Raw genomic sequence first — 22886 nt, 5'->3', positions numbered from 1 at the left:
AAATAAGAATCATCTTAGAGCCCGCCCTTTAACAATCGCATCCTTGCCGAATTTTTCGCGAATTTTGTCTGTTGCGCGCTCAGCTTCAGCGCGTTTTACGGCCTCTGGATCCAAAAGATCACCCAGAGTGTCGAACTGACTTTCTGGTGTCAGATCTGACAAACCGACGCCCAAAAGCCGGTAAGAGCCGTGGGTTTTGACCTGATCAAATAATTCGCGCCCTGTGCGGTAAATGCGGTCAGCGATTTGTGTCGGATCTCGCAATGATACACGTTTGGACAAAAGCGAATGATCAGATCGTTTCAGCTTTAGCGTCACAACACGACCTGCCAAGTGTTTTGCTTTTGCGCGCGCGCTGACTTTTTCAGCCATTCGCCAGATATGACCGTCAAGAATATCAACATCAGCCGTGTCATCATGAAACGTCGTTTCGTTTGATATTGATTTGATTGGCCGCCGCGATGAAACGTTGCGCCGATCTTCGCCGCGTGCAAGATACCAAAGCCGGTCGCCCATGGATCCAAACCGCGCATGCAGATCTTTTTTGTCCCACCGCAGCAAATCTGCAAACGTCCGAATGCCTGCTTTTTCAAGACTGGCTTTGCCAGAATGGCCAACACCCCAGATCAGACCCACGGGTTTGTCATTCAGAAAATCGGCTGTTTCGGATTTGCCGATCACCGAAAATCCACTTGGTTTATCCAGGTCAGAGGCAACTTTGGCTAAAAACTTATTATGCGACAGGCCAATGGAGCCGGTTATGCCAAGCTCGTCCTTCATGCGTTTTGTCAGACCGGCCAGCATTTTGGCAGGTGGTGCATTGTGCAGCTTGGCGGTTCCTGTGAGGTCAAGAAAGGCCTCGTCCAGTGATAAGGGTTCGATGGCAGGCGTTAGTTCTTCCATCATAATGCGGATCTGGCGCGAAACCTGAACGTATTTATCTATACTGCCCCGAACGACCACGGCATCGGGACACAGCTTCAACGCCTTGAACATCGGCATGGCAGAGCGAACACCCCGAATGCGGGCAATATAGCAAGCCGTCGAAACCACACCGCGTCGTCCACCCCCAATGATAACGGGTTTGTCGCGCAATTCCGGATTGTCGCGCTTTTCGACTGACGCGTAGAATGCATCACAATCCATGTGTGCGATCGACAACGAAAACAGTTCAGGATGACGTAATACGCGCGGGCTGCCACAGTTGGGGCAGCGGTCGCCGTTTTCGAAAATCTGCAGACAGTTTCGGCAAAGTGCATCCATGCGCTTAAATTAGAGATGCGCCCTTGCAATGCCAATGACGATTTCGATGGCGGAGGCAGACTGTTAAGAAAGCGTGTTAATCTGTGCAGCGAATGTTGCAAGTAAGTTCTGATTTTTGTTGTTGAAGTCTCTTATTTGTCTGCACAGTATGATTAAGCGATAAGGATATTTTGAGAACCTGCCCGAACTGAAGGATAATTTTTGGGATTTGGACATGATAGACATAACTGGATTGATTGCGATTGCAGGCGCCTTTTTTATCGTGACGGTATCGCCAGGTCCCGCAACGATAGCTGTGGCAACCGTGTCAATGAGTTCAGGCGGCAAAAATGGGCAGATATTTGGTCTAGGCTTATCATTTGGCTTGGCTTCTTGGGGATTGGTCGCTGCAACCGGTATGGGGGCCGTGCTGCAGGGATCAAATTATTTGCTAACCGCGCTTAAGTTGCTTGGTGGGGTATACTTGCTATGGTTGGCTTATCAATCTGGTCGCTCAGCAGTTCAAAAAGTCACTATTGAGCAAAAAATCGATGCGAACGGGCGCTGGTTCATTCGCGGCCTATTTCTAAATCTTTCTAACCCAAAGGCTGTCGTTGCATGGATGGCGGCACTTTCGATGGGGATGGACAAGGGCGACGCGGCCGGCCAGATCGTAACCGCTTTAGTGATCTGCATAGGCTTGGGTTTTCTGAATTACGCAGGCTATGCGTTGGCATTTTCCCGATCACAGGTGATGAAAGGATATCGTCGTTTTCGTCGATTGATCGACGGCGTCGTCGCTGGTTTGTTCACATTGGCCGGTATAGGGCTTATTCGGTCCGCATTTTCGCGGTAGTGTTTTTGAACCCAATTTATCTGGCACTTTTACGTGGGCGGGATAAACGCCTGATCAGATATGATTGACCACCTGCATATGCTGGGCAAGTCGGTTAACTTCGCCTAACCATCGTTGCACAAGTCGCAGATCACTGGGGGCAGCATTGACACCTGGACCGATTTCGTGGGCCATCACGGCCTCAACCGCCAATGACACAGGTATTGATACCAGCCGCGCCATCGCTGTGCCGCGTATGTCACCCCATGCATCCATTGCATAGGTTTTGTGGTAAACGGATTGCCCGTTTTGTTCGGCCTGCAAAGCGACACACATAACAATGCGGTCGGGGTCATCTGGGCCATACGCATTGTCTGCCCATAGTTTATCAGACATTTCCTTTAGGCGTGCGTCGGTGGCTGTGTCCACTTCGTCAAACACATCGCGCCATGCATCGGCCCATCCGTTCAGACGCAGTGTCCCGCGTACAAATTCCTTGACCGTCCATGCGGGATCAAAATGATAATCGGCCATGAACGGCAGGCTGTCGCGGTTTGGATAAACCTCAAAGGTTTCGGGGGGTGTCAGCGGCGCATTATAACTGTGCATGGCGTCCCAGGGATGTTTCACCTCAAGTTCAGTATAGGCACGGATGGATTTTGAAGGGGACCGAAGTGCTTTTAGGACGCCCACGGGTGACCAGCTGAATTTATATCGGAAACTGTTCGGGTGCTTTGGTACACCGCCACAATAGCTGATGAAACTCAGGTGGTTTTCGGCATTATATCCAACCGATGCCCGGTAATCCGCAACCAGATAATGCGCCATCAAGTGATCAATTCCAGGATCAAGCCCAACTTCATTTACCAAGGCAACACCTGCCTGTTTTGCTGCACCATCAAGTGCACGCATTTCAGGCGCGATATAGCTTGAGGATACGAAATGCGCGCCCTTTTCGATGCAAAGCTGGGCCAGTGTGACGTGCATATCGCCGGGCAACATCGACACTACGATATCACCGGGCTGCAATTCTGCACCAAGCGCATCAAAATCAAATTGCTGTATTCTGTTTGTCAGATCGCCAACCGCATCTTGCGCTTTGTCCAGCGTGCGGTTCCACACCGTGACTTCACGCCCGGCTTCAATCAGACGTCGCAAACCGGGAATAGTCGAAAGCCCTGTGCCGCACCAATGAACTGTCATCTGTCAAATCCCCGCGCTGTGTCTGTCGAAATCCGTTTTGGCGCGCACCCAAACGCCCTGATCCAACGTGCCGAGTGTCATAAGCGATGGCAAGAGCTGCTGTGCGTAATCCTCGGACGCCTCTGTTGGCAACATGGATGGCAGATTGTCGATCGCGGTCACATCAAGCGGTGGAGTGTCATGAACCCGCAGTGTAGGTGTGTCCCAGGTTGTCACGCGGTCATAGACCTTGATCGGGGAAAAGTCGCTGTCCGGGTCGCATGCAATGTCACCGATCACAGTCAAACGACGTGCCGCTGTTTTGGCAGATGCGGGCACAAAAACAGGCGTACCTGGTCGCGCCAGAATGCAATTTAGGAAAATATCATGCTGTAAAACTTGGGGGAATGGACCGCCGGATGCGGTTTCAGCCATATCCCATTTGGTCACAGGCACGCCCATATGTGTGCAAAGATCGGCCGCCCCTGTTCCCACGCGCCCAAGTGCACCGATGACAATCGCCGTCGGACGGGTGAAACCGGCTGATGTCAAGTCAACCTGTAAATCGGCCAGCAAAGCCGTTGAACTATCGAACACACCAACTGGCCCGGCGATTGACTCGCGTTGTTGTGCAGCCCAGCATCGCAAAGCCACCGCGGCACCTGCATAGCCTGCCCAATACCCAAAGGCAGCAACGCGATGTCCGGTATCATCGACCAGATATTCCAGATCATAAAGCATCCCACCGCCCGCCTTGAACCGTGCCAGCAGCTTTTGCCCGGCAGATTGGCCTTTGTATGCGTGGCCGAACATGATGTGTCTGTGGGGCAAAGGCGTTCCATCTTCGGGTAACTCTTTCAGTCCAAAGATAATTGCATCATGTGGCGCATTGCGCCAACTTCCGGCAGGCGCGATATCGCAGCCTGTGTTTTTGTATCCATCAATCGGAATGGCGCGCACAGGGCTGTCTTCGACAGTGATTTTGAAACCCTGCGCAATCAACGCCGACACGCCGTCCGGCATCAAGCCAACCCGTTCTTCATTACCGCGTTCTTCTGCGCGGACCCAAAGATGCGTCATATCATGCCCATGTCTTGCGCCTTTTGAACCGATGGCCGTTCCTTCATCGTTTGAAAGAATTCATCAAGCTTGGGGTAATCCGATATCGCGACCCCGTCGGGTTTTAGCCACGTGCAAATAACGTACAAATACGGATCGGCCAGCGTAATCTGATCGCCCAAAACAAACGGATCGAGGGCGTAATTATCCTGAAGATACGCACAGCTGGCGGCCACCGTTTGTGGCACCTTTGCTGTCATATCTGCAAATGAACTTTCTTGATCCGCCCATCTGGCCCCACGTATTTTATGGGCGTGGTTTACGTGCATGGTGCTGGCCAGATAATACATCGCCTCCCGCATTTTTGCGGCGTTGAATGGCGTTGACGGGATCAATGTCGATCCGCTGGCTATAGCGGCAATATAATCCAAAAGCGCGCCTGTTTCGGTCAAAATGCCTTGATCAGTTATCAGCGCAGGGACTCGTCCCTTCGGGTTTACAGACAGATAATCAGGTCTGGTCTGTTCGGCTGCGCTGAAATCGACCGGCTTTGCATCATAGACCAGCCCAGCCTCGTTCAACGTTATCGCAACAGCGACCGAGATTGTGTTGGGCGCATAAAAAAGGGTCAGCATGGTGGCTCCTTAGATATAGGTTCGGGCAAAGGCGCGATCGGGCATTTCCAAGTGGGGAATCGCGTTAAAGGCATCTAAGACAAGGTGATCACCTGCCTTTACGTACCGATGCAGCGACGTGTTGTGGATCTGTAAAAGCACATTGGCATAGCTGCGCACTTCAAGCTGCAAAAGGATTCGCATCGCCATGCCGATAAATCCCCCCGATGTGACCAGCAGAACCCGCCCGCCCAGATTTTCGGCCATATCTATGATGGCTTTGGTGCGGGTTTGAAAAGCCTCAAATGTCTCAAGGTGACTGGCGATTTCGCCAGATTGCCAGACCGTCAGGATTTGCGAGACATGCGTGATAAAGCTTTCCCGGTCCGTGGGGAATTGTACGGCATGCGTTTCTTCAAGCGATTTTGCCAGTCCGAAATAATCCATCTCATTCAGGCGTGGATCCTGTTGTATCTCAAGTGGCAGATTTTCCTGTATTGCCTTGGCTGTGCCGATATGACGTTTCAGTGTGCCGCAGATCATATGATCAAATGTGCGTTCAGTTGCTTTGAAGTGCTGACCCAGCCATTGCGCCTGTGTCCGTCCAAGATCGCTTAGCCTATCATAGCTTTCTTCATCGCCTGCACCGGTTTGTGCCTGACCATGCCTGACCAATGTAATTTCGACCATTCTATCCCTCAGTTTCGTTAAGGCTTAGGTCAAGCAGGATGCTGGTGCAATGGTTGTGCGCAAGGCTTTTATGGTAGGCAAATTTCCCATTGGAAACATGATTGGCGGAAATAACGCGTGTGACGTCGCAGTTAGGCGTCTGACTTTTGCAATGGAATGATCTATTCTGAATTGAATGCAGGAGGTTCCATGTCAGGTACAATAAAGTTCACGCTGGATGGCAAAGAGGTTGAGGCCCAGGCGGGCGAGACGATCTGGCAGGTCGCCAAACGTCAGGGCACGCTGATCCCCCATCTGTGTCATCGGGACGAACCGGGCTATCGCGCCGACGGCAATTGCCGCGCCTGTATGGTCGAGATTGAGGGCGAGCGCACTCTGGCGGCGTCCTGTATTCGCACACCTTCTGATGGCATGAGCGTCACCACCGATTCCGCGCGGGCCGACACGGCGCGGAAGATGGTGATGGAGATGCTGCTGGCCGATCAGCCTGAACGCGATGTGGCGCACGACAAATCCTCGCACCTTTGGGATATGGCCGCGGTGCAGCAGGTTCAGGGCAGCCGGTTGCCTGCACTGGAAGATGCCCGGGTGCCACTGTTGGATGACAGCCATGTGGCGATGTCGGTCAATCTGGATGCCTGCATTCAGTGCGGCCTGTGCGTGCGTGCCTGCCGCGAGGTGCAGGTCAATGACGTGATCGGCATGGCGGGGCGCGGCCATGACAGCTATCCGGTTTTTGACTTCGACGACCCGATGGGCGACAGCACCTGTGTGGCCTGCGGTGAATGCGTGCAGGCCTGCCCGACCGGGGCGCTGATGCCCGCGACAGTTGTTGACGCGGATCAGGTGGGCGATAGCGGCGATTACGACAGCGAGGTTGAAAGCGTTTGCCCGTTCTGCGGTGTGGGCTGTCAGGTCTCGCTGAAGGTCAAGGATGGCCGTGTGAAGTTTGTTGAGGGGATCAACGGCCCCGCGAATGAAGGGCGGCTGTGCGTCAAGGGGCGCTTTGGCTTTGATTATATCCACCACGACCATCGCCTGACCAAACCCCTCATCCGCCGTGCGGATGCCCCGGCCAAGGGTCTGAACGTCGATCCCGGCAACTGGTCGACACATTTCCGCGAGGCTTCGTGGGAGGAAGCGTTGGAGGTTGCGGCGACCGGGCTGAAAGGGCGCGGGCGCGAGGTGGCTGGTTTCGGATCGGCCAAATGCACGAATGAAGAGGCTTACCTGTTCCAAAAGCTGATCCGTCAGGGGTTTGGTCATAACAACGTTGATCACTGCACACGGCTTTGCCACGCGTCTTCGGTCGCGGCGTTGCTGGAAAATGTCGGATCGGGGGCCGTGACGGCGACGTTTAACGAGATCGAGAATGCCGATGTCGCCATCGTCATTGGCGCCAATCCGGTCGAAAACCACCCCGTCGCGGCGACTTATTTCAAGCAGTTCGCCAAGCGGGGCGGCAAGCTGATCGTGATGGACCCGCGCGGGCAGGCGCTGAAGCGGCACGCGACACATATGCTGCAGTTTCGCCCCGGTGCGGATGTGTCGATGCTGAATGCGATTATGCATGTGATCGTGGAAGAGGGCCTTTATGATCAGCAATATATCGAGGCCTACACCGAAAATTGGGAAGCCGAGAAGGCGCATCTGAAAGGCTTTACGCCCGAAAAGATGTCTGAGATTTGCGGTATTGAGCCAGAGACTCTGCGCGCCGTCGCCCGCGATTTTGCAACCGCTAAAGCGGGCATGATTTTCTGGGGTATGGGCGTGTCACAGCATATCCACGGCACCGACAACTCGCGCTGCCTGATCAGTCTGGCGTTGATGTGCGGTCATGTGGGACGGCCAGGCACAGGGCTGCATCCGTTGCGTGGGCAGAACAATGTGCAGGGCGCGTCAGACGCCGGGCTGATCCCGATGTTCCTGCCGGATTATCAGACGGTGACAGACGACGGCGTGCGGTCGGCCTTTACCGAGGTTTGGGGCGGCGGTGACTTCAGTGCCGAAAAGGGCCTGACCGTGACCGAGATTCTGGATGACGTCCACGCGGGCAACATCAACGCGATGTATATTCTGGGCGAAAACCCGGCGATGTCGGACCCTGATGTGGATCACGCGCGGGCGGCGCTGGCCAAGCTCGATCATCTGGTGGTGCAGGATATCTTCCTGACCGAAACCGCGAATTATGCTGATGTGATCCTGCCTGCCAGTGCTTTTGCTGAAAAGGCAGGCACGGTGACGAACACCAACCGTCAGGTCCAGATGGGTCGCCCTGCCGTGCCACCGCCCGGTGAGGCGAAAGAAGACTGGTGGATCACGACAGAGCTGGCCAATCGACTTGGGCTGAGTTGGACCTATCAGCACCCGTCCGAGGTCTTTGCCGAGATGAAGCGGAATATGGCCTCGCTTGATAATATCACATGGGACCGGCTTGAGGCGCAAAATGCCGTCACATATCCCAGCCTGTCGCCCGAAGACCCCGGTCAGCCGATCGTCTTCGGCGATGGTTTCCCGCGCGTTGAGGGCCGTGCTAAGTTCACCCCTGCCGATGTGATCCCTCCGGACGAGACACCGGATGCCGATTATCCGATGATCCTGACCACCGGGCGGCAGTTGGAACATTGGCACACCGGCAGCATGACGCGGCGGTCCAAGGTTCTGGACGCCGTTGAGCCCGAAGCAAACTGTTCTTTGCACCCCAAAACACTGCGCAAGATGGGTGTTGCGGCAGGTGATCTGGTGCGGCTGACAACACGGCGCGGGTCTATCGAAATCATGGCCCGCGCAGATCGGGCCGTGGCCGAAGACATGGTTTTTGTGCCCTTTGCCTTTGTCGAAGCGGCTGCAAATATTCTGACAAATCCGGCAATTGATCCTTATGGAAAAATTCCGGAATTCAAGTTTGCTGCAGTAAAAGTTGAAATGGTTGGGAAGCAACTAGCAGCTGAATAAGTACGTTTAAATATAAGATATTCATTGCCGTTATAATGTTAATTGGCCCTTTGCCACAACTTTTGCATGCAATGATGTCGTGGCGTTAACTACATAAATTTCGTCTGACTGTGTATTATTTGAACAACTGTTCAAAAAACTATTTGACGTGACAACTTTCTATCTCGCAATATCTCTAAGTGTGACTCGTGAGTATCGGGCAGGTCATTTTTTGACCTTGATGGGAGGAAAATTCAACGTGTCAAATGCATCCGCGCAAGCGGGATCTTTGGTTTCGATTCCGCATTTGCTGGCTAGAAATGTTGCGAAATACGGCGACAAGGCAGCGTACCGGGAAAAAGAATTCGGTATTTGGCAAAGCTGGAACTGGGCTGAGTCCGCAGATGAAATTCGTGCGATCGCGCTTGGTTTTCTTGAACTTGGCGTCAGCAAAGGTGACTTTGTTGCTATAATCGGCCGCAATCGACCTGCGCTGTATTGGTCGATGGTTGCAACCCAAATGGTGGGTGCCATCCCCGTTCCGCTTTATCAGGATGCTGTCGCAGAAGAGATGTCATATGTGCTGGAACACTGCGGCGCACGTTTTGTCATTGTCGGTGATCAAGAACAAGTTGATAAGGTGATCGAAGTTCAGGAAACCGTCAAAGGAATTGATCACATCATCTATCATGATCGCCGCGGAATGCGGAAATACGATCACAGTAAGATGAACGCTTTAGCCGATATACAGGCCACAGGGCGTGCCGCACATGACCGGTTTGATGCAGAATTGGAAAAGCGCTGGACGTCACTTGGCTATGACGACATTTGCGTGATGCTTTATACTTCGGGCACGACGGGGCGGCCCAAGGGCGTTGTGCTGTCGAATCGGAACATTATCGAAACATCGAAAAATTCTTCGGAATTTGATCATCTGCGTGCGGATGACGAAATTTTGGCCTATCTGCCAATGGCTTGGGTCGGTGATTTCATATTTTCGATCGGTCAGGCGTATTGGACAGCGTTCTGTGTGAACTGTCCTGAAAGCCAGGACACGATGATGACCGATCTGCGCGAGATCGGGCCAACTTATTATTTCGCCCCGCCACGCGTGTTTGAAACACAGCTGACCAATGTCATGATCCGAATGGAAGACGCAGGCCGGATCAAGAAATGGATGTTCAATAAAGGCATGTCTGTTGCGCGCAAGATTGGTCCTGATCTGTTGGACGGTAAGTCCGCTGGTCTGGTGGATCGTATCAAGTATGGGCTGGGTAATTTGTTTGTTTATGGTCCGCTAAAAAATACACTTGGCTTTAGTAAGGTTCGTGTCGGGTATACGGCTGGTGAAGCTATTGGGCCGGAAATCTTTGATTTCTATCGGTCTTTGGGGATCAACCTGAAACAGCTTTATGGTCAGACCGAAGCGTCGGTGTTCATCACGCAGCAACCTGATGGACAGGTTCGGTCAGACACAGTGGGTGTGCCCAGCCCTGATGTTGAAATCAAGATCGCCGATAATGGCGAAGTTTTCTATCGATCCCCCGGGGTTTTTGTCGAGTATTACAAGAATGCAGACAGTACTGCGTCGACCAAAGATGCCGAAGGCTGGGTGGCCACGGGTGATGCTGGTTTCATCGAAGAAGGTACCGGCCATCTGCGCATTATTGACCGTGCCAAAGATGTGGGCAAAATGGCAAATGGTCTGTTGTTTGCACCAAAGTACGTTGAAAATAAACTGAAATTCTATTCCAATATTTTGGAAGCCGTTGTCTTTGGAAGTGATCAAGATTATTGTACGGCGTTTATCAACATCGATCTGACAGCGGTCGGAAACTGGGCGGAACGCAACAATATCGCCTATGGCAGCTATCAGGAATTGGCAGGCCATTCGCGCGTTTTGGATATGATCCAGAGTCATGTGGAAGAGATCAACACCTCGGTTGCGCAGGATGATATGTTGTCGGGCTGCCAGATTCATCGCTTTCTGGTTCTGCACAAGGAACTGGATGCTGATGATGGCGAGATGACACGGACACGGAAAGTGCGCCGCCGGATTGTCGAGGAAAAATATTCTGATTTGATTACAGCGCTTTATGATGGATCCAAGACAGTTTCGACGGTTACTGAAGTGACCTATGAAGATGGGCGTAAGGGGGCGATCAAGGCCACGCTTGAGATACGCGATGCGCGAACGGTGCCCTCTGCTCAGAAGATGGCTGCAGAATGATGGGTTCGGATTTGAGTATTTTGGCAACACTGAAATTGGGGTATTGGACATGAAGGATACCTATGAACCCTATGTGACGGATGATGGTCGCCAGATCGGTAACGTTTTGATGGAAATGAAAAATATCACCTTACGGTTCGGCGGTGTGGTGGCCATCAAAGACATCAGTTTCGACATCCGCGAAGGTGAAATTCGTGCCATCATCGGGCCAAACGGAGCAGGCAAATCGTCGATGCTGAATGTCATCAGCGGGTTTTATCATCCACAAGAGGGCGAAGTTTGGTTTCGGGGTGAAAAACGCAAGCTGATGAAGCCATTTGAGGTTGCAAATCAAGGGGTTGCAAGGACTTTTCAGAACATTGCGTTGTTCGAAGGTATGAGCGTTCTGGACAACGTCATGACCGGACGACTGACGCATATGAAAACGAATATCTTTCAGCAGGCTCTTTGGTGGGGCAAGGCTGAAAAGGAAGAAACTGAAAATCGAGAAGCCGTTGAAAAGATTATCGATTTTCTAGAAATCCAAGCTATTCGCAAGACACCTGTTGGCCGTTTACCCTATGGTCTAAAAAAGCGGGTCGAACTGGCACGTGCATTGGCGGCTGAACCGAAATTGCTGCTGTTGGACGAACCGATGGCGGGCATGAACGTTGAGGAAAAAGAGGACATGAGCCGCTATATTCTTGATGTGAATGATGAATTTGGCACCACAGTGGCCTTGATCGAACACGATATGGGCGTTGTGATGGATTTGTCCGACCGTGTGGTTGTGATGGATTATGGCAAGAAAATCGGTGACGGAACACCCGATGAGGTGCGCAACAACCAAGCTGTCATCGATGCCTATCTGGGTGTCGCTCATGATTAGATTGTGGGGGCTATCTAATCGTATAAAGCCCCATTTTTCAGGGATCTTGAGTATTTTGGTCTGTACCATGGTCATTCCCAATTTTGCACATGCAGGCGCATGGCAGATCTTTCGCGACAATTGTCTCTTCCCGATTGAAAGCGGCGAATTGGTCCAACTGACCGATATGACACCGTCCGCTAGTTTCAAAAATGATGGCGATACCTATTCAAAATACAACTTCGATAATGGTGCATACATCTTGTCAATTTCAGATAGCGGACAGTGGTGTTATCTGGTTGTGACAAATGAAAAGACTGAAGCCTCAGCTGATATTGCAAATGAGTTTCTGGCGTGGAGCAGTCAGTTGGAGGTTATAGATCGATATCAAGAGATCGAGGGAGAGCAAGACGCGCTTATGCTCGTCAGCGCATTTTGGCGTACGCCAAAGATGAGTGTCACACTACGCTTCTTGAAAACTGGAATATTGTTACGTGCCGCAGAAGAGGTCGATCTTGACCTATAATTATCAATTCGGAGACTACCATGCCTGATCAACTGTTTTTTGCGATGGAGGTGGCTGTAAACGGTCTGATGGCCGGGGTACTTTATGCGCTGGTCGCCCTTGGGTTCGTTCTGATCTACAAGGCGTCGGGCATTTTCAACTATGCGCAGGGTGTGATAGCGCTTTTTGCAGCGATGACTCTGGTCGGGATCATGGAGGGGCAGGTGCCGTTTGCGCATATGATCAATTCGACCTTTGGGACCAAGATCCATCATTTTGGGTGGACCATTCCCGGATTTGTGGCCATCGCGCTGACGGTTGGTTTGATGGTACTGCTGGCTTGGGCTGTGCAGCGTTTTATATTCCGCCATCTGGTCAACCAAGAGCCGATCATTCTGTTTATGGCCACCATCGGTCTGGCTTACCTTCTGGAGGGCATGGGTGCACTGATGTGGGGGGACCAGATCAAGACCATCAATCTGGGACTGCCCAGTGGTGCGTCGATCTGGGTTGAAGATACGACAGAGAGTTGGTTTGGGTACGGCTTCTTTTTGGCACGTTTGGACATCTTGGCGACTGTCATAGCGGCGGCATTAGTTATGGCACTGATGATTTTCAGTCAGTATTCCAAACATGGTCGTGCGCTGCGTGCTGTGGCGGATGATCATCAGGCGGCGCTGTCTGTGGGTATTTCGCTGAACTTTATCTGGATTTTGGTCTGGTCAATCGCGGGATTTGTGGCACTGGTGGCTGGCATTGTTTGGGGGGCCAGTTCGGGCGTTCAATTTTCGCTGTCGCTGATCGCGCTTAAGGCACTGCCGGTTTTGATGCTGGGCGGCTTTACATCCATCCCCGGTGCGATTGTAGGCGGATTGATCATAGGTGTCGGCGAAAAGCTGTTTGATTTCTTCATGAACCCTATCATCGGCGGAGCCACGGAAAACTGGTTTGCCTATGTTCTGGCGCTGATCTTCCTTGTTTTTCGTCCACAAGGGTTGTTCGGCGAAAAGATCATCGAGAGGGTATGAGGGTGCAAGTGATTTCAGAAAACAGTTCTATGAAGCATGCCTGCCTGACAAAGCATTATTGCGACACACCGAACGCTAAAAAGGCGACAAGTAAGAATAAAATCAACAGCCCGCCGATGCTGTACATGATGATTTCAAAGTGGGTAGCCATCACAAACCCAACCAGACCAAGGCCACCGATGACCAACATGCCCGCAATTATATACCAAAGATACTTTGGCATCGCCCATTTTGAGGCCGTCGATTCAAGCCCAAGAACTTTGCGCTTGGCCTGTTCGTATTCCCATTCACTTATCTGCAGCGCACTACGCATTTTATCCAGCTTTGCCAGCTCATCTGCAATAGATGTGGTGTTTTCAGTCATACGTAAGCTTTCGATTGGTCGTTTGAGTTCACATTTATCAGTGATTTTCGACGATAAAATGGCAAATATACGATGGAGGATTGTTAATGTTCTACCGTGAAGCCGGGGATTTCAAGACCTCTTATTCGAATGACAGCCAGACGTTTCCGATCAAGTTTGACCGGTATCGGTACTATTTCGTACTGTTTGTGGCCTTTGCGATCCTGCCATTTATCCTGACCGATTATTGGGCGGGGCGGATTTTGGGACCGTTTTTGGTGTTTTCCATTGCGGCCATCGGGTTGAATATTCTGACAGGCTATTGCGGTCAGGTCAGCTTGGGCACAGGTGGATTTATGGCCGTGGGTGCCTATAGCTGTTTCAAATTTATGACCGGCGTCGACATTTGGTATCCGGCGGTGTGCGAAGGATCGCGTATACTGTTTTTCTGGTGTTCGGGCGATGCCACGTATGAGATCTGGTTTCAGTTGCCGCCGCTTAACATCCTTTTGTCGATCTTAATGGCGGGTGTGATTACAGCCGCGGTGGGGGTTTTCTTTGGTCTGCCATCTTTGCGGATCAAAGGGTTTTATCTGGCTGTGGCCACATTGGCTGCACAGTTTTTCCTGATCTGGCTGTTCAACAGCGCATCGTGGTTTTACAACTTTTCTGCCACAGGCCAGATCACTGCGCCGGACACATTCGTCTTTGGTACCCAAGTGACGGGGGCAGAAACAAAGCCTTGGGCGCTGTACATGATTTGCCTGGTTTTTGCAGTGGGTTGCGCCTGGATTGCGCGCAATCTGACGCGCGGAACAGTCGGACGGACCTGGATGGCCATTCGTGATATGGATATCGCCGCCGAGATCATTGGCGTGAACCCGCTGAAGGCCAAGTTGACGGCCTTTGCGGTTTCGTCTTTCTTTATTGGGATCGCGGGGGCGCTGTTGTTTTCGGTGGTTTCAGGATCAGCCGAAGCGGGTGATGTTTTTGGCATTCAGACATCTTTCCAAGTGTTGTTCATCATCATTATCGGTGGGCTGGGATCGATTTTCGGGTCTTTTGCCGGGGCCGCGTTCATTGTGTTGTTGCCGGTTGCCTTACGGGTGATCGGAACCGATCTGTTAGGTTGGCCATCGGATCTGGTTGAGCACTTTCAGTTCGTGATTGTTGGCGGCTTGATCATCTTTTTCCTGATCGTTGAGCCGCATGGTTTGGCGCAGTTATGGCGTCTAGCAAAGGAAAAACTGCGATTATGGCCCTTCCCTTACTAGGGGTGGCTGACTGTCGGGCACATGTCCGGCCAAAATATCAAAATGCGTGGGAGGCATATTTGAAATGAGAAAAAAACTGGTAACTTTGGCTTTGACCGCAGCGCTTGCGGCTGGCCCTGCAATGGCGGATCTGGTGTTTCCGTCGCTGTCCTATCGGACAGGACCTTATGCGGCGGGGGGTATCCCGTTTGCTGATGGATATGCGGATTATTTTACGCTGTTGAATGAACGCGATGGCGGGATTGGCGGTGTGCCGATCCGTGTGATTGAATGCGAAACAGCCTATAATACTGAAAAGGGCGCCGAATGTTATGAGCGGACCAAAGGTGAAGGATCATTGGTCTATCAGCCGCTGTCCACAGGGATTACTTATCAGCTAATCCCGAAAACGGCGGCTGACGGCATTCCGCTGCATACGATGGGCTATGGTCGCACATCGGCGGCCAACGGGAAGGTGTTCGGTAATGTCTTTAACTATCCTGCGAACTATTGGGATGGCGCGTCAATTGCCGTGAAATATCTGCTGGACCAAAACGGCGGTGATCTAAGCGGAAAGACAATCGCGCTGATCTATCACAATTCAGCCTATGGCAAAGAACCCATTCGCACCCTGACTGATCTAAGCGAAAAGCATGGGTTTGAATTCAAGACTATTGCAGTGGATCATCCGGGCCAGGAACAGAAATCTCAGTGGCTGCAAATTCGCCGGGAACGCCCCGATTATGTTCTGATGTGGGGCTGGGGTGTTATGAACCAGGTTGCTATTCAGGAAGCTGCAAACATCCGTTTCCCGATGGAGAATTTCATCGGCGTCTGGTGGTCCGGATCTGAAAATGATGTGCGTCCTGCGGGGGCTGCGGCCAATGGCTATAAATCGTTGAACATGCACAATGTGGGCAGAGATTTCCCTGTTTTTGAAGATATCCAGAAATATGTCGTTGATGCGGGCAAGGCTGCAGGTGCTGGCGATCAGGTTGGTACGGTGCTGTATAACCGCGGGCTTTATGCAGCCATGTTGGCTGCCGAAGCCGCACGTACTGCGCAGGAAATCCACGGCGAAGCTGACATAACACCTGCGATGATGCGGGATGGCATGGAAGCACTGGTTATGACCGAAGCGCGCATGACGGAATTGGGCATGCCAAACTTCGGACCTGAGTTCAGCGTGTCTTGTGAAAACCATGGTGGATCGGGCCAAGGCAAGGTGCAGCAGTGGAATGCATCAAGCGGGCAATGGGAGCTGGTCAGTGACTGGATCACATCGGATCAGGACGTGATCATGCCGTTGGTGATGGAAGATTCCGAAGCCTTTGCTGCGGAAAACAACATCGAAATGCGTTGTAACTAAAGCGCGTTTCCCCCCGGCGGGCCAAATGGCTGGCCGGGGGTTTTGAGTATTTACAGAGCAACGAAGCCGCAGATCGCGCGTTAACCTGAACGGGGTAAGACCATGTTGGATGCCGGGCATACCGAAGAAACACTGCTTGAGGTGAACAACATCGAGGTGATCTATAACCATGTGATCCTTGTGCTGAAGGGTGTCAGTCTGACAGTGCCCAAAGGTGGGATTACGGCGCTGTTGGGTGGCAATGGGGCCGGCAAGACGACCACGCTAAAGGCGATTTCGAACTTGCTGCATTCAGAACGCGGTGAGGTGACGAAAGGGTCAATTGAATATCGCGGTGAACGTGTGCAGCATCTGTCGCCGTCGGATCTGGTACAGAAAGGCGTCATCCAGGTTATGGAAGGGCGCCACTGTTTTGAGCATTTGACGATCGAAGAAAACCTGATGACTGGCGCTTATACGCGCAAGGATGGCTCCAGCGCTGTGAAGGCCGATCTTGAAATGGTTTATGATTATTTTCCACGCCTGCGTGAACGCCGAAAGTCGCAAGCGGGCTATACATCGGGTGGTGAACAACAAATGTGCGCCATTGGTCGCGCTTTGATGAGCCGCCCGGAAACAATCCTGCTGGATGAGCCGTCAATGGGACTGGCCCCGCAGTTGGTCGAAGAGATTTTCACAATCGTCAAGAACCTGAATGAAAAAGAAGGTGTCAGCTTTCTTTTGGCTGAACAAAACACCAACGTCGCCCTGCGGTTCGCGCATTATGGCTATATTCTGGAAAGCGGGCGTGTTGTGATGGATGGCCCCGCAGATGAATTGCGCGAAAACCCGGACGTCAAGGAATTCTATCTGGGTGTCAGCGATGATGGGCGCAAATCGTTTCGCGATGTGCGCAGTTATCGGCGCAGGAAACGTTGGCTTAGCTGACGTGTTATTGAATAACGGGCCGGTTTGCGCCCTAATCTGAAAAGAAGGAGCGACCGGAATGGCGTCATATTTCGACGAACTTGAAACCTGTACAGCTGATGTACGGGCAGCGGCATTGGCCAAAGTGTTGCCTGTGCAAATTGCACATGCGCAAGGCTTGCCAGGCTATTCCGGTTTGGCGGATATAGATCCGGCCAGTATTACAACCGTCAGTGATTTGGCGCATTTACCAGTTTTACGCAAATCCGAACTGGGTGAAAAACAAAAGACATCTGCGCCCTTTGGCGGCTTCACGACGTTTGACGCATCCGGGTTTGATCACATCTTTCAGTCACCCGGGCCCCTTTATGAACCGGGCATGGTCAGCCATGACTGGTGGCGGTTCGGTCGATTTTTGCATGCGGTTGGTATTGGCAAAGGCGATATTATTCAGAACTGTTTTGGGTATCATCTTACCCCTGCGGGCATGATGTTTGAAAACGGTGCGCGGGCCGTCGGTGCGGCCGTGTTACCAGCAGGCACAGGTCAGACAGAACTGCAGGCGCAAGCGGCCCACTCCATCGGAGTGACGGCCTATGCAGGTACGCCGGATTATCTGAAAGTCATTTTGGAAAAAGCCGATGAACTTGGGCTGAAACTCAAGATCAAGACCGCTGCAGTCAGTGGCGGCGCGCTTTTCCCATCGTTGCGACAGTTCTATGCAGATCGCGGGATTGCGTGTTTGCAATGCTATGCGACTGCTGATCTGGGGCAGATCGCTTTTGAAAGTCCAGCGATGGAAGGTATGATTGTCGACGAAGGCGTGATTGTCGAAATCGTTACACCCGGTACCGGGGATCCAGTGGCCGAAGGTGAAGTTGGCGAGGTTGTGGTAACCAGTCTTAACCCTGATTATCCGCTGATCCGTTTTGCCACAGGTGACATGAGCGCTGTCATGCCTGGTGAAAGCCCTTGTGGTCGCACGAACGTGCGGATCAAGGGCTGGATGGGACGTGCTGATCAGACGACAAAGATAAAGGGCATGTTTGTACGCCCCGAACAGGTGGCCGCGCTGGTTGCTAAACATGATGAAATCACGCGCGTACGGGTCATTGCCACACGTGACGGTGAAACCGATGTGATGACGGTACAGATCGAAAGCCCGACGGGCGATGGCGCGGCTTACGCGGCCTCGGTTCAAGATTTATTGAAACTAAGAGGCCGTATAAAGGTTGTACCAGTGGGAAGTTTGCCGAAAGACGGTCTTTTGATCGAAGATCAGCGGACTTACGATTAACAGATAGGAGTACCCATGCGACGTTTCTTGCTTTCTACTTTCATAGCATCAGTTGGGGTCGTACCCGCTTTTGCCCAAGATGTTGCATTGGTGATTGGAAACCGCAGCTATGATGATGCGCCACGTGTTTCTGATGCATCCAAAGTCCGCGAAACGGCGGATTTGCTAGAAGATGACGGGTTTACAGTTCTTTATGGGCGTGACCTGACCGCGGTTGAAATGCAGAATTTGTCCGACAAGATGTTCGATGAGGTCAGCCTGGGTGATCCAAGCCGATTGCTGGTATTTTTGGCCGGGCACGTGGTGATGTGGCAGGATGATGCGTATCTTTTGGGAACAGATGCGAATGATATTACGTCTGTGAACATCGGTCGGAATGCATTACCGATTGCCCCTTTGATGGATTTGATCAGCGCACGCCAAGGTAGCGCTGTGGTGATGTTGTCGCCATCAGATAATGCGCCGACAGGCCCAAGGTTGCTTGGAAAACTTGAAGAGATGTGGACGTTTCCGCAAGGTGTGACATATGCAAGCGGCGACGTGGATGGTCTGAATGAAACACTTGAGACACTTTTATCGGGTCGCAGTTATTCCGATATGGCAGTTACGGCACCCGATGGTGTCCTCGTGCGTGGTTTTATGACGTATCAATCTGGTTTTGCCCAAAATGAAGAGGGACAATCCGATGTATCGTCTGCCTCAGCGGAAGATGGATATTGGAAAGCAACACAGGATTTGGGAACGGAAGATTCTTATCGTGCCTATTTGCGCGCGTATCCGCGTGGACAATATGTAGATGACGCCAACCGTCAGATTGTTGCTTTGCGCGGTGACCCTGAACGGGGTGCACGCCAGACCGAAGAAGCGCTTGAATTGTCGCGCGATGATCGCAGGCAAATTCAACGTGATCTGACACTTCTTGAATATGATACGCGCGGTATAGATGGTATTTTTGGACCTGGCACGCGGGGTGCAATCACGAAATGGCAACGAGAGAATGGGTATGAGGCATCAAGTTATATTACCCGTCCGCAAATCGTTGCTATGCGCGCACAAGCCCAAGAACGGGCTGCTGTTCTGGAAGAAGAAGCACGACGCAGACAGGAAGAGCAGGATCGTGAAGATCGCGCTTACTGGGAACGGACTGGTACGAGTGGCGATGAAGATGATCTGCGCGCCTATGTTGAACGCTACCCCGATGGAATTTATTCCGATCAGGCACGTGAACAACTGGAAGAATACGAGGCCGAAAAACGCGCAGAAGCCAAGGGCGAAGAACGTGAATACTGGGATCAGGTGAAAGAGCGCAATAGCGTCGAAGCATACCGTGAATACTTGCAACGTTATCCAGATGGATCATTTGTGCCTGTTGCCGAAGCTTCAATCACAGAATTACAAAGCGATGATCGCAATAGCGATGCCGTTGCACAGGCGCGCGCCGAAGAAGGTCGCATTGCAGGTAATCAGATTGCCCGTTTGCTGGCTGAACAAGGTCTAGCCGCCAATGGCACCGACCCAGGCAGGATCGATGGTCGGTTTACTGACAAAACCCGCCGCGCCATTCGCCAATTTCAACGTGCACGCAACATTGAGGTGACTGGCTATATCTCGCAGGAAACTGCTGTGCAATTGCTTGGTGGACGTTAACCAAACCTTATCATCCCTAACGAGCGAAGCGGATCAGTTTAGTCGCTCGCCTGTTTTAGGGGCAAAATACGAGACCTTTGCCAGATCAAAGGCAAAAGTCAGATTGCCGCCCGGCGTTGCATTCGTTTCTGCATGCAAACGGGCGGTAACTTCTTTACCGCCTAGTTTTGACACGACATAGGTATCGGCACCGGCTGGTTCCACAACATCCACAAGACAGACAGCACTTTGGACATCATCGCCTTGGCGATATCCTGCTTCGGCAATATCTTCGGGGCGCAGACCAATAATCACATCTTCTGGCAAATTAGTATGGTGCGCATCATTCAAGACAAGGGATTGTCCATCTTCGCGCTCAATTTCAATGCGTGATCCACTTGCGTCCTTGTGCACACGCGCTGGGATCAAATTCATCGCAGGCGACCCCATAAAGTCGGCAACGAACAGATTTGCAGGTTTGTTATAAATTTCAGACGGTGTGCCGATCTGTTGGATCACGCCGCCTTTCATAACAACGATCTTTGTGGCCAATGTCATCGCTTCGATCTGATCGTGGGTCACATAGACGATAGATGCATTAAGTTTTTGATGAAGCTTTTTCATCTCGGTCCGCATTTCGACCCGTAGTTTTGCATCTAGGTTGGACAAGGGTTCATCGAACAAGAACAGTTTCGGATCGCGCACTAACGCACGCCCCATGGCCACACGTTGACGTTGCCCACCTGACAGCTGCGCCGGGCGACGTTGCAGCAATGGTTCGATCTGTAGTTGCTTTGCGACCTCGGCCAGCTTTTCAGCCTGCATCGTTGCATTCACGCCACGAACTTTCATGCCAAAAGTGATGTTTTTGGCCACCGACATCGTTGGGTAAAGTGCATAGGATTGGAACACCATCGCGATATTGCGGTCCTTGGGGCTGACATGAGTCATGTCTTGACCGCCAATATCAATTGACCCGCCAGTGATCGGTTCCAGCCCAGCAATGCAGTTCAGCAGGGTAGACTTGCCGCAGCCCGATGGACCGACAAGGACCAGAAAATCACCCGGCTCAATCGTGACATTGATGTCTTTCAGGATCTCGACCGACCCATAGCTTTTGTACAGATTTTGGATATTCAGGATGGGGGCCATTGGATTATCCTTTGACTGATCCCGCGGTCAGTCCGCGGATGAAATATTTGCCAGCAACAACATAGACAAGCAGTGTCGGAAGGGCGGCGATGATAGCGGCGGCCATATCGACGTTGTATTCTTTGACGCCGGTAGTTGAATTGACGATGTTGTTCAGGGCCACGGTCACAGGCTGCGTGCCTGCTTGGCTGAACGAGACACCAAATAGAAAATCGTTCCAGATCTGGGTGAATTGCCAGATCACGGTCACCACTACGATGGGTAACGACAAGGGCAGGAAAATAGACCAGAAGATTCGGAAGAACCCAGCACCATCAACTTTGGCCGCTTTGACCAATTCGTGCGGGATCGTGACATAGTAGTTGCGGAAAAACAGTGTCGTGAAGCCAATGCCATAAATCACATGTACAAAGATCAGCCCTGGGATAGTGCCCGCGACACCCATCAGCCCCAGCATGCGTGCCATGGGCAACAAAACAACCTGAAAAGGAATGAAGCAACCAAACAGCATCATCGAAAAGATCAGGTTGGCCCCTTTAAAGCGCCATTGCGCAACGACATAGCCGTTCAACGCCCCAATCAGGGTTGAAATCAGAACCGCCGGAATAGCAAGTTGAATTGAATTCCAGAAATAGGGGCGCAGCCCTTCGCATTGGATGCCTGTGCAGGCGCCTGACCAAGCGGTTTTCCAAGCGTCGAACGTGATATCGCGCGGAAGTGAGATGAGCGATCCGGTGCGGATTTCCTCAAGGCTTTTCAGTGATGTCGTCAGCATCACGAACAGCGGCATCAGATAGTACAGCGCGAACAGACACAGGATGATGTAAAGTAACCAGCGCAAAACAGTTTTTGACAGGCTGCTGGTTTTTGCCTTGGGATGGGGCATATCAGTCATTTTTCGCCCTTAATTCGGAATAAAGGTAAGGCACGACAATGGCAAAAACGACCATCATCATAATCATGGCAGAACTGGCCGCTTGGCCGATGTCACCGCGAGAAAAAGCCATGGCATACATGTATGTGGCCGGCAGATCGGTGGCATAACCAGGACCGCCGCCCGTTAGTGCGATGACCAGATCAAAGCTTTTGATAGCCAGATGCGACAGAACGATAAAGGCGGACAAAAAGATCGGGGCCATCGATGGGATAATAATGGCAGAATAGATGCGGTGCGTAGGGATGCCATCGACTTGTGCGGCTTTGATGATTTCCTGATCCACCGATCTGAGACCCGCCAGAAACAGCGCCATCACAAAACCCGAAGCCTGCCAGACACCCGCGATTACAACAGTATAAATCGCCATATTGGGATCAACCAGCCAGTTGAATTCGAAACTTTCAAATCCCCAGCCTTTGATCACCGCTTCGATCCCCAAACCGGGGTTCAGGATCCATTTCCAGGCAGTGCCGGTTACGATCAGCGACAGAGCCATGGGATACAGATAGATGGTGCGCAAGATGCCTTCGGCCCGGATTTTCTGATCCAGAAAGATCGCGATCATCAGGCCCAAGAACATCGAAACTATGATGAACAGCGCGCCGAAAATGAACAGGTTGTTCATTGCGGTATCCCACCGGGGCGATGCAAACAGGCGTTCGTATTGAATAAAGCCTTCGATATCGTAACGGGGCAAAAGACGGGATCTTGTCAGTGACACCCATGCCGTCCAGGCGATAAAGCCATAGACAAATATAAGGATGGCCACGAAAGAGGGTGCAAGCACCATTTTTGGCACATGTCGTTCCAACCATTCGGTCATGGGGATGCTCCACT

At 51.9% G+C, this 22886-nt stretch carries 20 protein-coding genes; 11 read left to right on the top strand and 9 right to left on the bottom strand.

The annotated features are described in order from the left end of the window. Nucleotides 1–9: 9 nt before the first annotated feature. The gene (locus tag HRQ87_RS09240) at nt 10–1263 is read right to left on the bottom strand and encodes a DNA polymerase IV (protein WP_174137555.1); all 1254 of its coding nucleotides are present in this window, start codon (nt 1261–1263) and stop codon (nt 10–12) included. A 214-nt stretch (nt 1264–1477) separates the two neighbouring features. Here HRQ87_RS09240 and HRQ87_RS09235 point away from each other — a divergent pair, with 214 nt between their 5' ends. Beyond that, nucleotides 1478–2098, top strand: a complete 621-nt coding sequence (locus tag HRQ87_RS09235) for a LysE family translocator (protein WP_174137553.1) — start codon at nt 1478–1480, stop codon at nt 2096–2098. Nucleotides 2099–2152: 54 nt separating this feature from the next. On the opposite strand, the gene HRQ87_RS09230 is transcribed toward HRQ87_RS09235, so the two are convergent. From HRQ87_RS09230 to HRQ87_RS09215, 4 genes are read right to left on the bottom strand one after another with little or no spacing between them, the layout of a single operon-like run. Continuing rightward, the gene (locus HRQ87_RS09230; RefSeq protein WP_174137551.1) at nt 2153–3280 is read right to left on the bottom strand and encodes a saccharopine dehydrogenase family protein; all 1128 of its coding nucleotides are present in this window, start codon (nt 3278–3280) and stop codon (nt 2153–2155) included. Nucleotides 3281–3283: 3 nt separating this feature from the next. Further along, nucleotides 3284–4339: a saccharopine dehydrogenase gene (locus tag HRQ87_RS09225; protein ID WP_174137550.1), complete on the bottom strand. Its 1056-nt coding sequence runs from the start codon at nt 4337–4339 to the stop codon at nt 3284–3286. Then, a complete protein-coding gene (locus tag HRQ87_RS09220) occupies nt 4336–4950 on the bottom strand; it encodes a glutathione S-transferase family protein (protein ID WP_174137774.1) in 615 nt (204 codons plus the stop codon). The genes HRQ87_RS09225 and HRQ87_RS09220 overlap by 4 nt, the downstream gene beginning before the upstream one ends. Before the next feature lie 12 nt (nt 4951–4962). Beyond that, the gene (locus HRQ87_RS09215) at nt 4963–5622 is read right to left on the bottom strand and encodes a histidine phosphatase family protein (RefSeq protein ID WP_174137549.1); all 660 of its coding nucleotides are present in this window, start codon (nt 5620–5622) and stop codon (nt 4963–4965) included. Between the two features lie 189 nt (nt 5623–5811). Here HRQ87_RS09215 and fdhF point away from each other — a divergent pair, with 189 nt between their 5' ends. The 5 genes from fdhF to HRQ87_RS09190 all read left to right on the top strand — a co-directional run bounded on the left by fdhF (nt 5812) and on the right by HRQ87_RS09190 (nt 13166). Then, complete coding sequence (fdhF, locus tag HRQ87_RS09210) at nt 5812–8577, top strand: formate dehydrogenase subunit alpha (protein WP_174137548.1); 2766 nt, start codon at nt 5812–5814, stop codon at nt 8575–8577. Nucleotides 8578–8815: 238 nt separating this feature from the next. After that, nucleotides 8816–10786, top strand: a complete 1971-nt coding sequence (locus HRQ87_RS09205) for an AMP-binding protein (protein WP_343035206.1) — start codon at nt 8816–8818, stop codon at nt 10784–10786. Nucleotides 10787–10835: 49 nt separating this feature from the next. Next, nucleotides 10836–11654, top strand: coding sequence for an ABC transporter ATP-binding protein (locus tag HRQ87_RS09200; RefSeq protein ID WP_174137547.1), 819 nt, complete (start codon nt 10836–10838; stop codon nt 11652–11654). 67 nt (nt 11655–11721) lie between these two features. Continuing rightward, a complete protein-coding gene (locus tag HRQ87_RS09195; RefSeq protein ID WP_174137546.1) occupies nt 11722–12159 on the top strand; it encodes a hypothetical protein in 438 nt (145 codons plus the stop codon). A 20-nt stretch (nt 12160–12179) separates the two neighbouring features. Next, nucleotides 12180–13166: a branched-chain amino acid ABC transporter permease gene (locus HRQ87_RS09190; protein ID WP_174137544.1), complete on the top strand. Its 987-nt coding sequence runs from the start codon at nt 12180–12182 to the stop codon at nt 13164–13166. A 55-nt stretch (nt 13167–13221) separates the two neighbouring features. On the opposite strand, the gene HRQ87_RS09185 is transcribed toward HRQ87_RS09190, so the two are convergent. Next, nucleotides 13222–13530, bottom strand: coding sequence for an SHOCT domain-containing protein (locus tag HRQ87_RS09185; RefSeq protein WP_174137542.1), 309 nt, complete (start codon nt 13528–13530; stop codon nt 13222–13224). Nucleotides 13531–13616: 86 nt separating this feature from the next. Here HRQ87_RS09185 and HRQ87_RS09180 point away from each other — a divergent pair, with 86 nt between their 5' ends. From HRQ87_RS09180 to HRQ87_RS09160, 5 genes are all read left to right on the top strand, one after another. Next, nucleotides 13617–14783 carry a branched-chain amino acid ABC transporter permease gene (locus tag HRQ87_RS09180; protein WP_174137540.1) on the top strand — a complete coding sequence of 389 codons (1167 nt, stop codon included), beginning with the start codon at nt 13617–13619 and terminating at the stop codon, nt 14781–14783. A 64-nt stretch (nt 14784–14847) separates the two neighbouring features. After that, nucleotides 14848–16131 carry an ABC transporter substrate-binding protein gene (locus HRQ87_RS09175; RefSeq protein ID WP_174137538.1) on the top strand — a complete coding sequence of 428 codons (1284 nt, stop codon included), beginning with the start codon at nt 14848–14850 and terminating at the stop codon, nt 16129–16131. Nucleotides 16132–16233: 102 nt separating this feature from the next. Next, complete coding sequence (locus HRQ87_RS09170; protein WP_174137536.1) at nt 16234–17058, top strand: ABC transporter ATP-binding protein; 825 nt, start codon at nt 16234–16236, stop codon at nt 17056–17058. Nucleotides 17059–17116: 58 nt separating this feature from the next. Continuing rightward, a complete protein-coding gene (locus HRQ87_RS09165; protein WP_174137534.1) occupies nt 17117–18334 on the top strand; it encodes a phenylacetate--CoA ligase family protein in 1218 nt (405 codons plus the stop codon). Nucleotides 18335–18349: 15 nt separating this feature from the next. Beyond that, nucleotides 18350–19981: a peptidoglycan-binding domain-containing protein gene (locus tag HRQ87_RS09160; RefSeq protein WP_174137533.1), complete on the top strand. Its 1632-nt coding sequence runs from the start codon at nt 18350–18352 to the stop codon at nt 19979–19981. A 33-nt stretch (nt 19982–20014) separates the two neighbouring features. Here HRQ87_RS09160 and HRQ87_RS09155 read toward each other — a convergent pair whose 3' ends face one another. From HRQ87_RS09155 to HRQ87_RS09145, 3 genes are read right to left on the bottom strand one after another with little or no spacing between them, the layout of a single operon-like run. Next, complete coding sequence (locus tag HRQ87_RS09155; RefSeq protein WP_174137531.1) at nt 20015–21112, bottom strand: ABC transporter ATP-binding protein; 1098 nt, start codon at nt 21110–21112, stop codon at nt 20015–20017. Between the two features lie 4 nt (nt 21113–21116). Continuing rightward, nucleotides 21117–22007: a carbohydrate ABC transporter permease gene (locus HRQ87_RS09150; RefSeq protein ID WP_174137529.1), complete on the bottom strand. Its 891-nt coding sequence runs from the start codon at nt 22005–22007 to the stop codon at nt 21117–21119. After that, complete coding sequence (locus HRQ87_RS09145; RefSeq protein ID WP_174137528.1) at nt 22000–22872, bottom strand: carbohydrate ABC transporter permease; 873 nt, start codon at nt 22870–22872, stop codon at nt 22000–22002. The genes HRQ87_RS09150 and HRQ87_RS09145 overlap by 8 nt, the downstream gene beginning before the upstream one ends. Between the last annotated feature and the right edge of the window lie 14 nt (nt 22873–22886).

The organism is Parasulfitobacter algicola, assembly GCF_013315265.1.
GTDB classification, from domain to species: domain Bacteria; phylum Pseudomonadota; class Alphaproteobacteria; order Rhodobacterales; family Rhodobacteraceae; genus Parasulfitobacter; species Parasulfitobacter algicola.
This window is presented reverse-complemented; position numbering and strand designations above follow the sequence as displayed.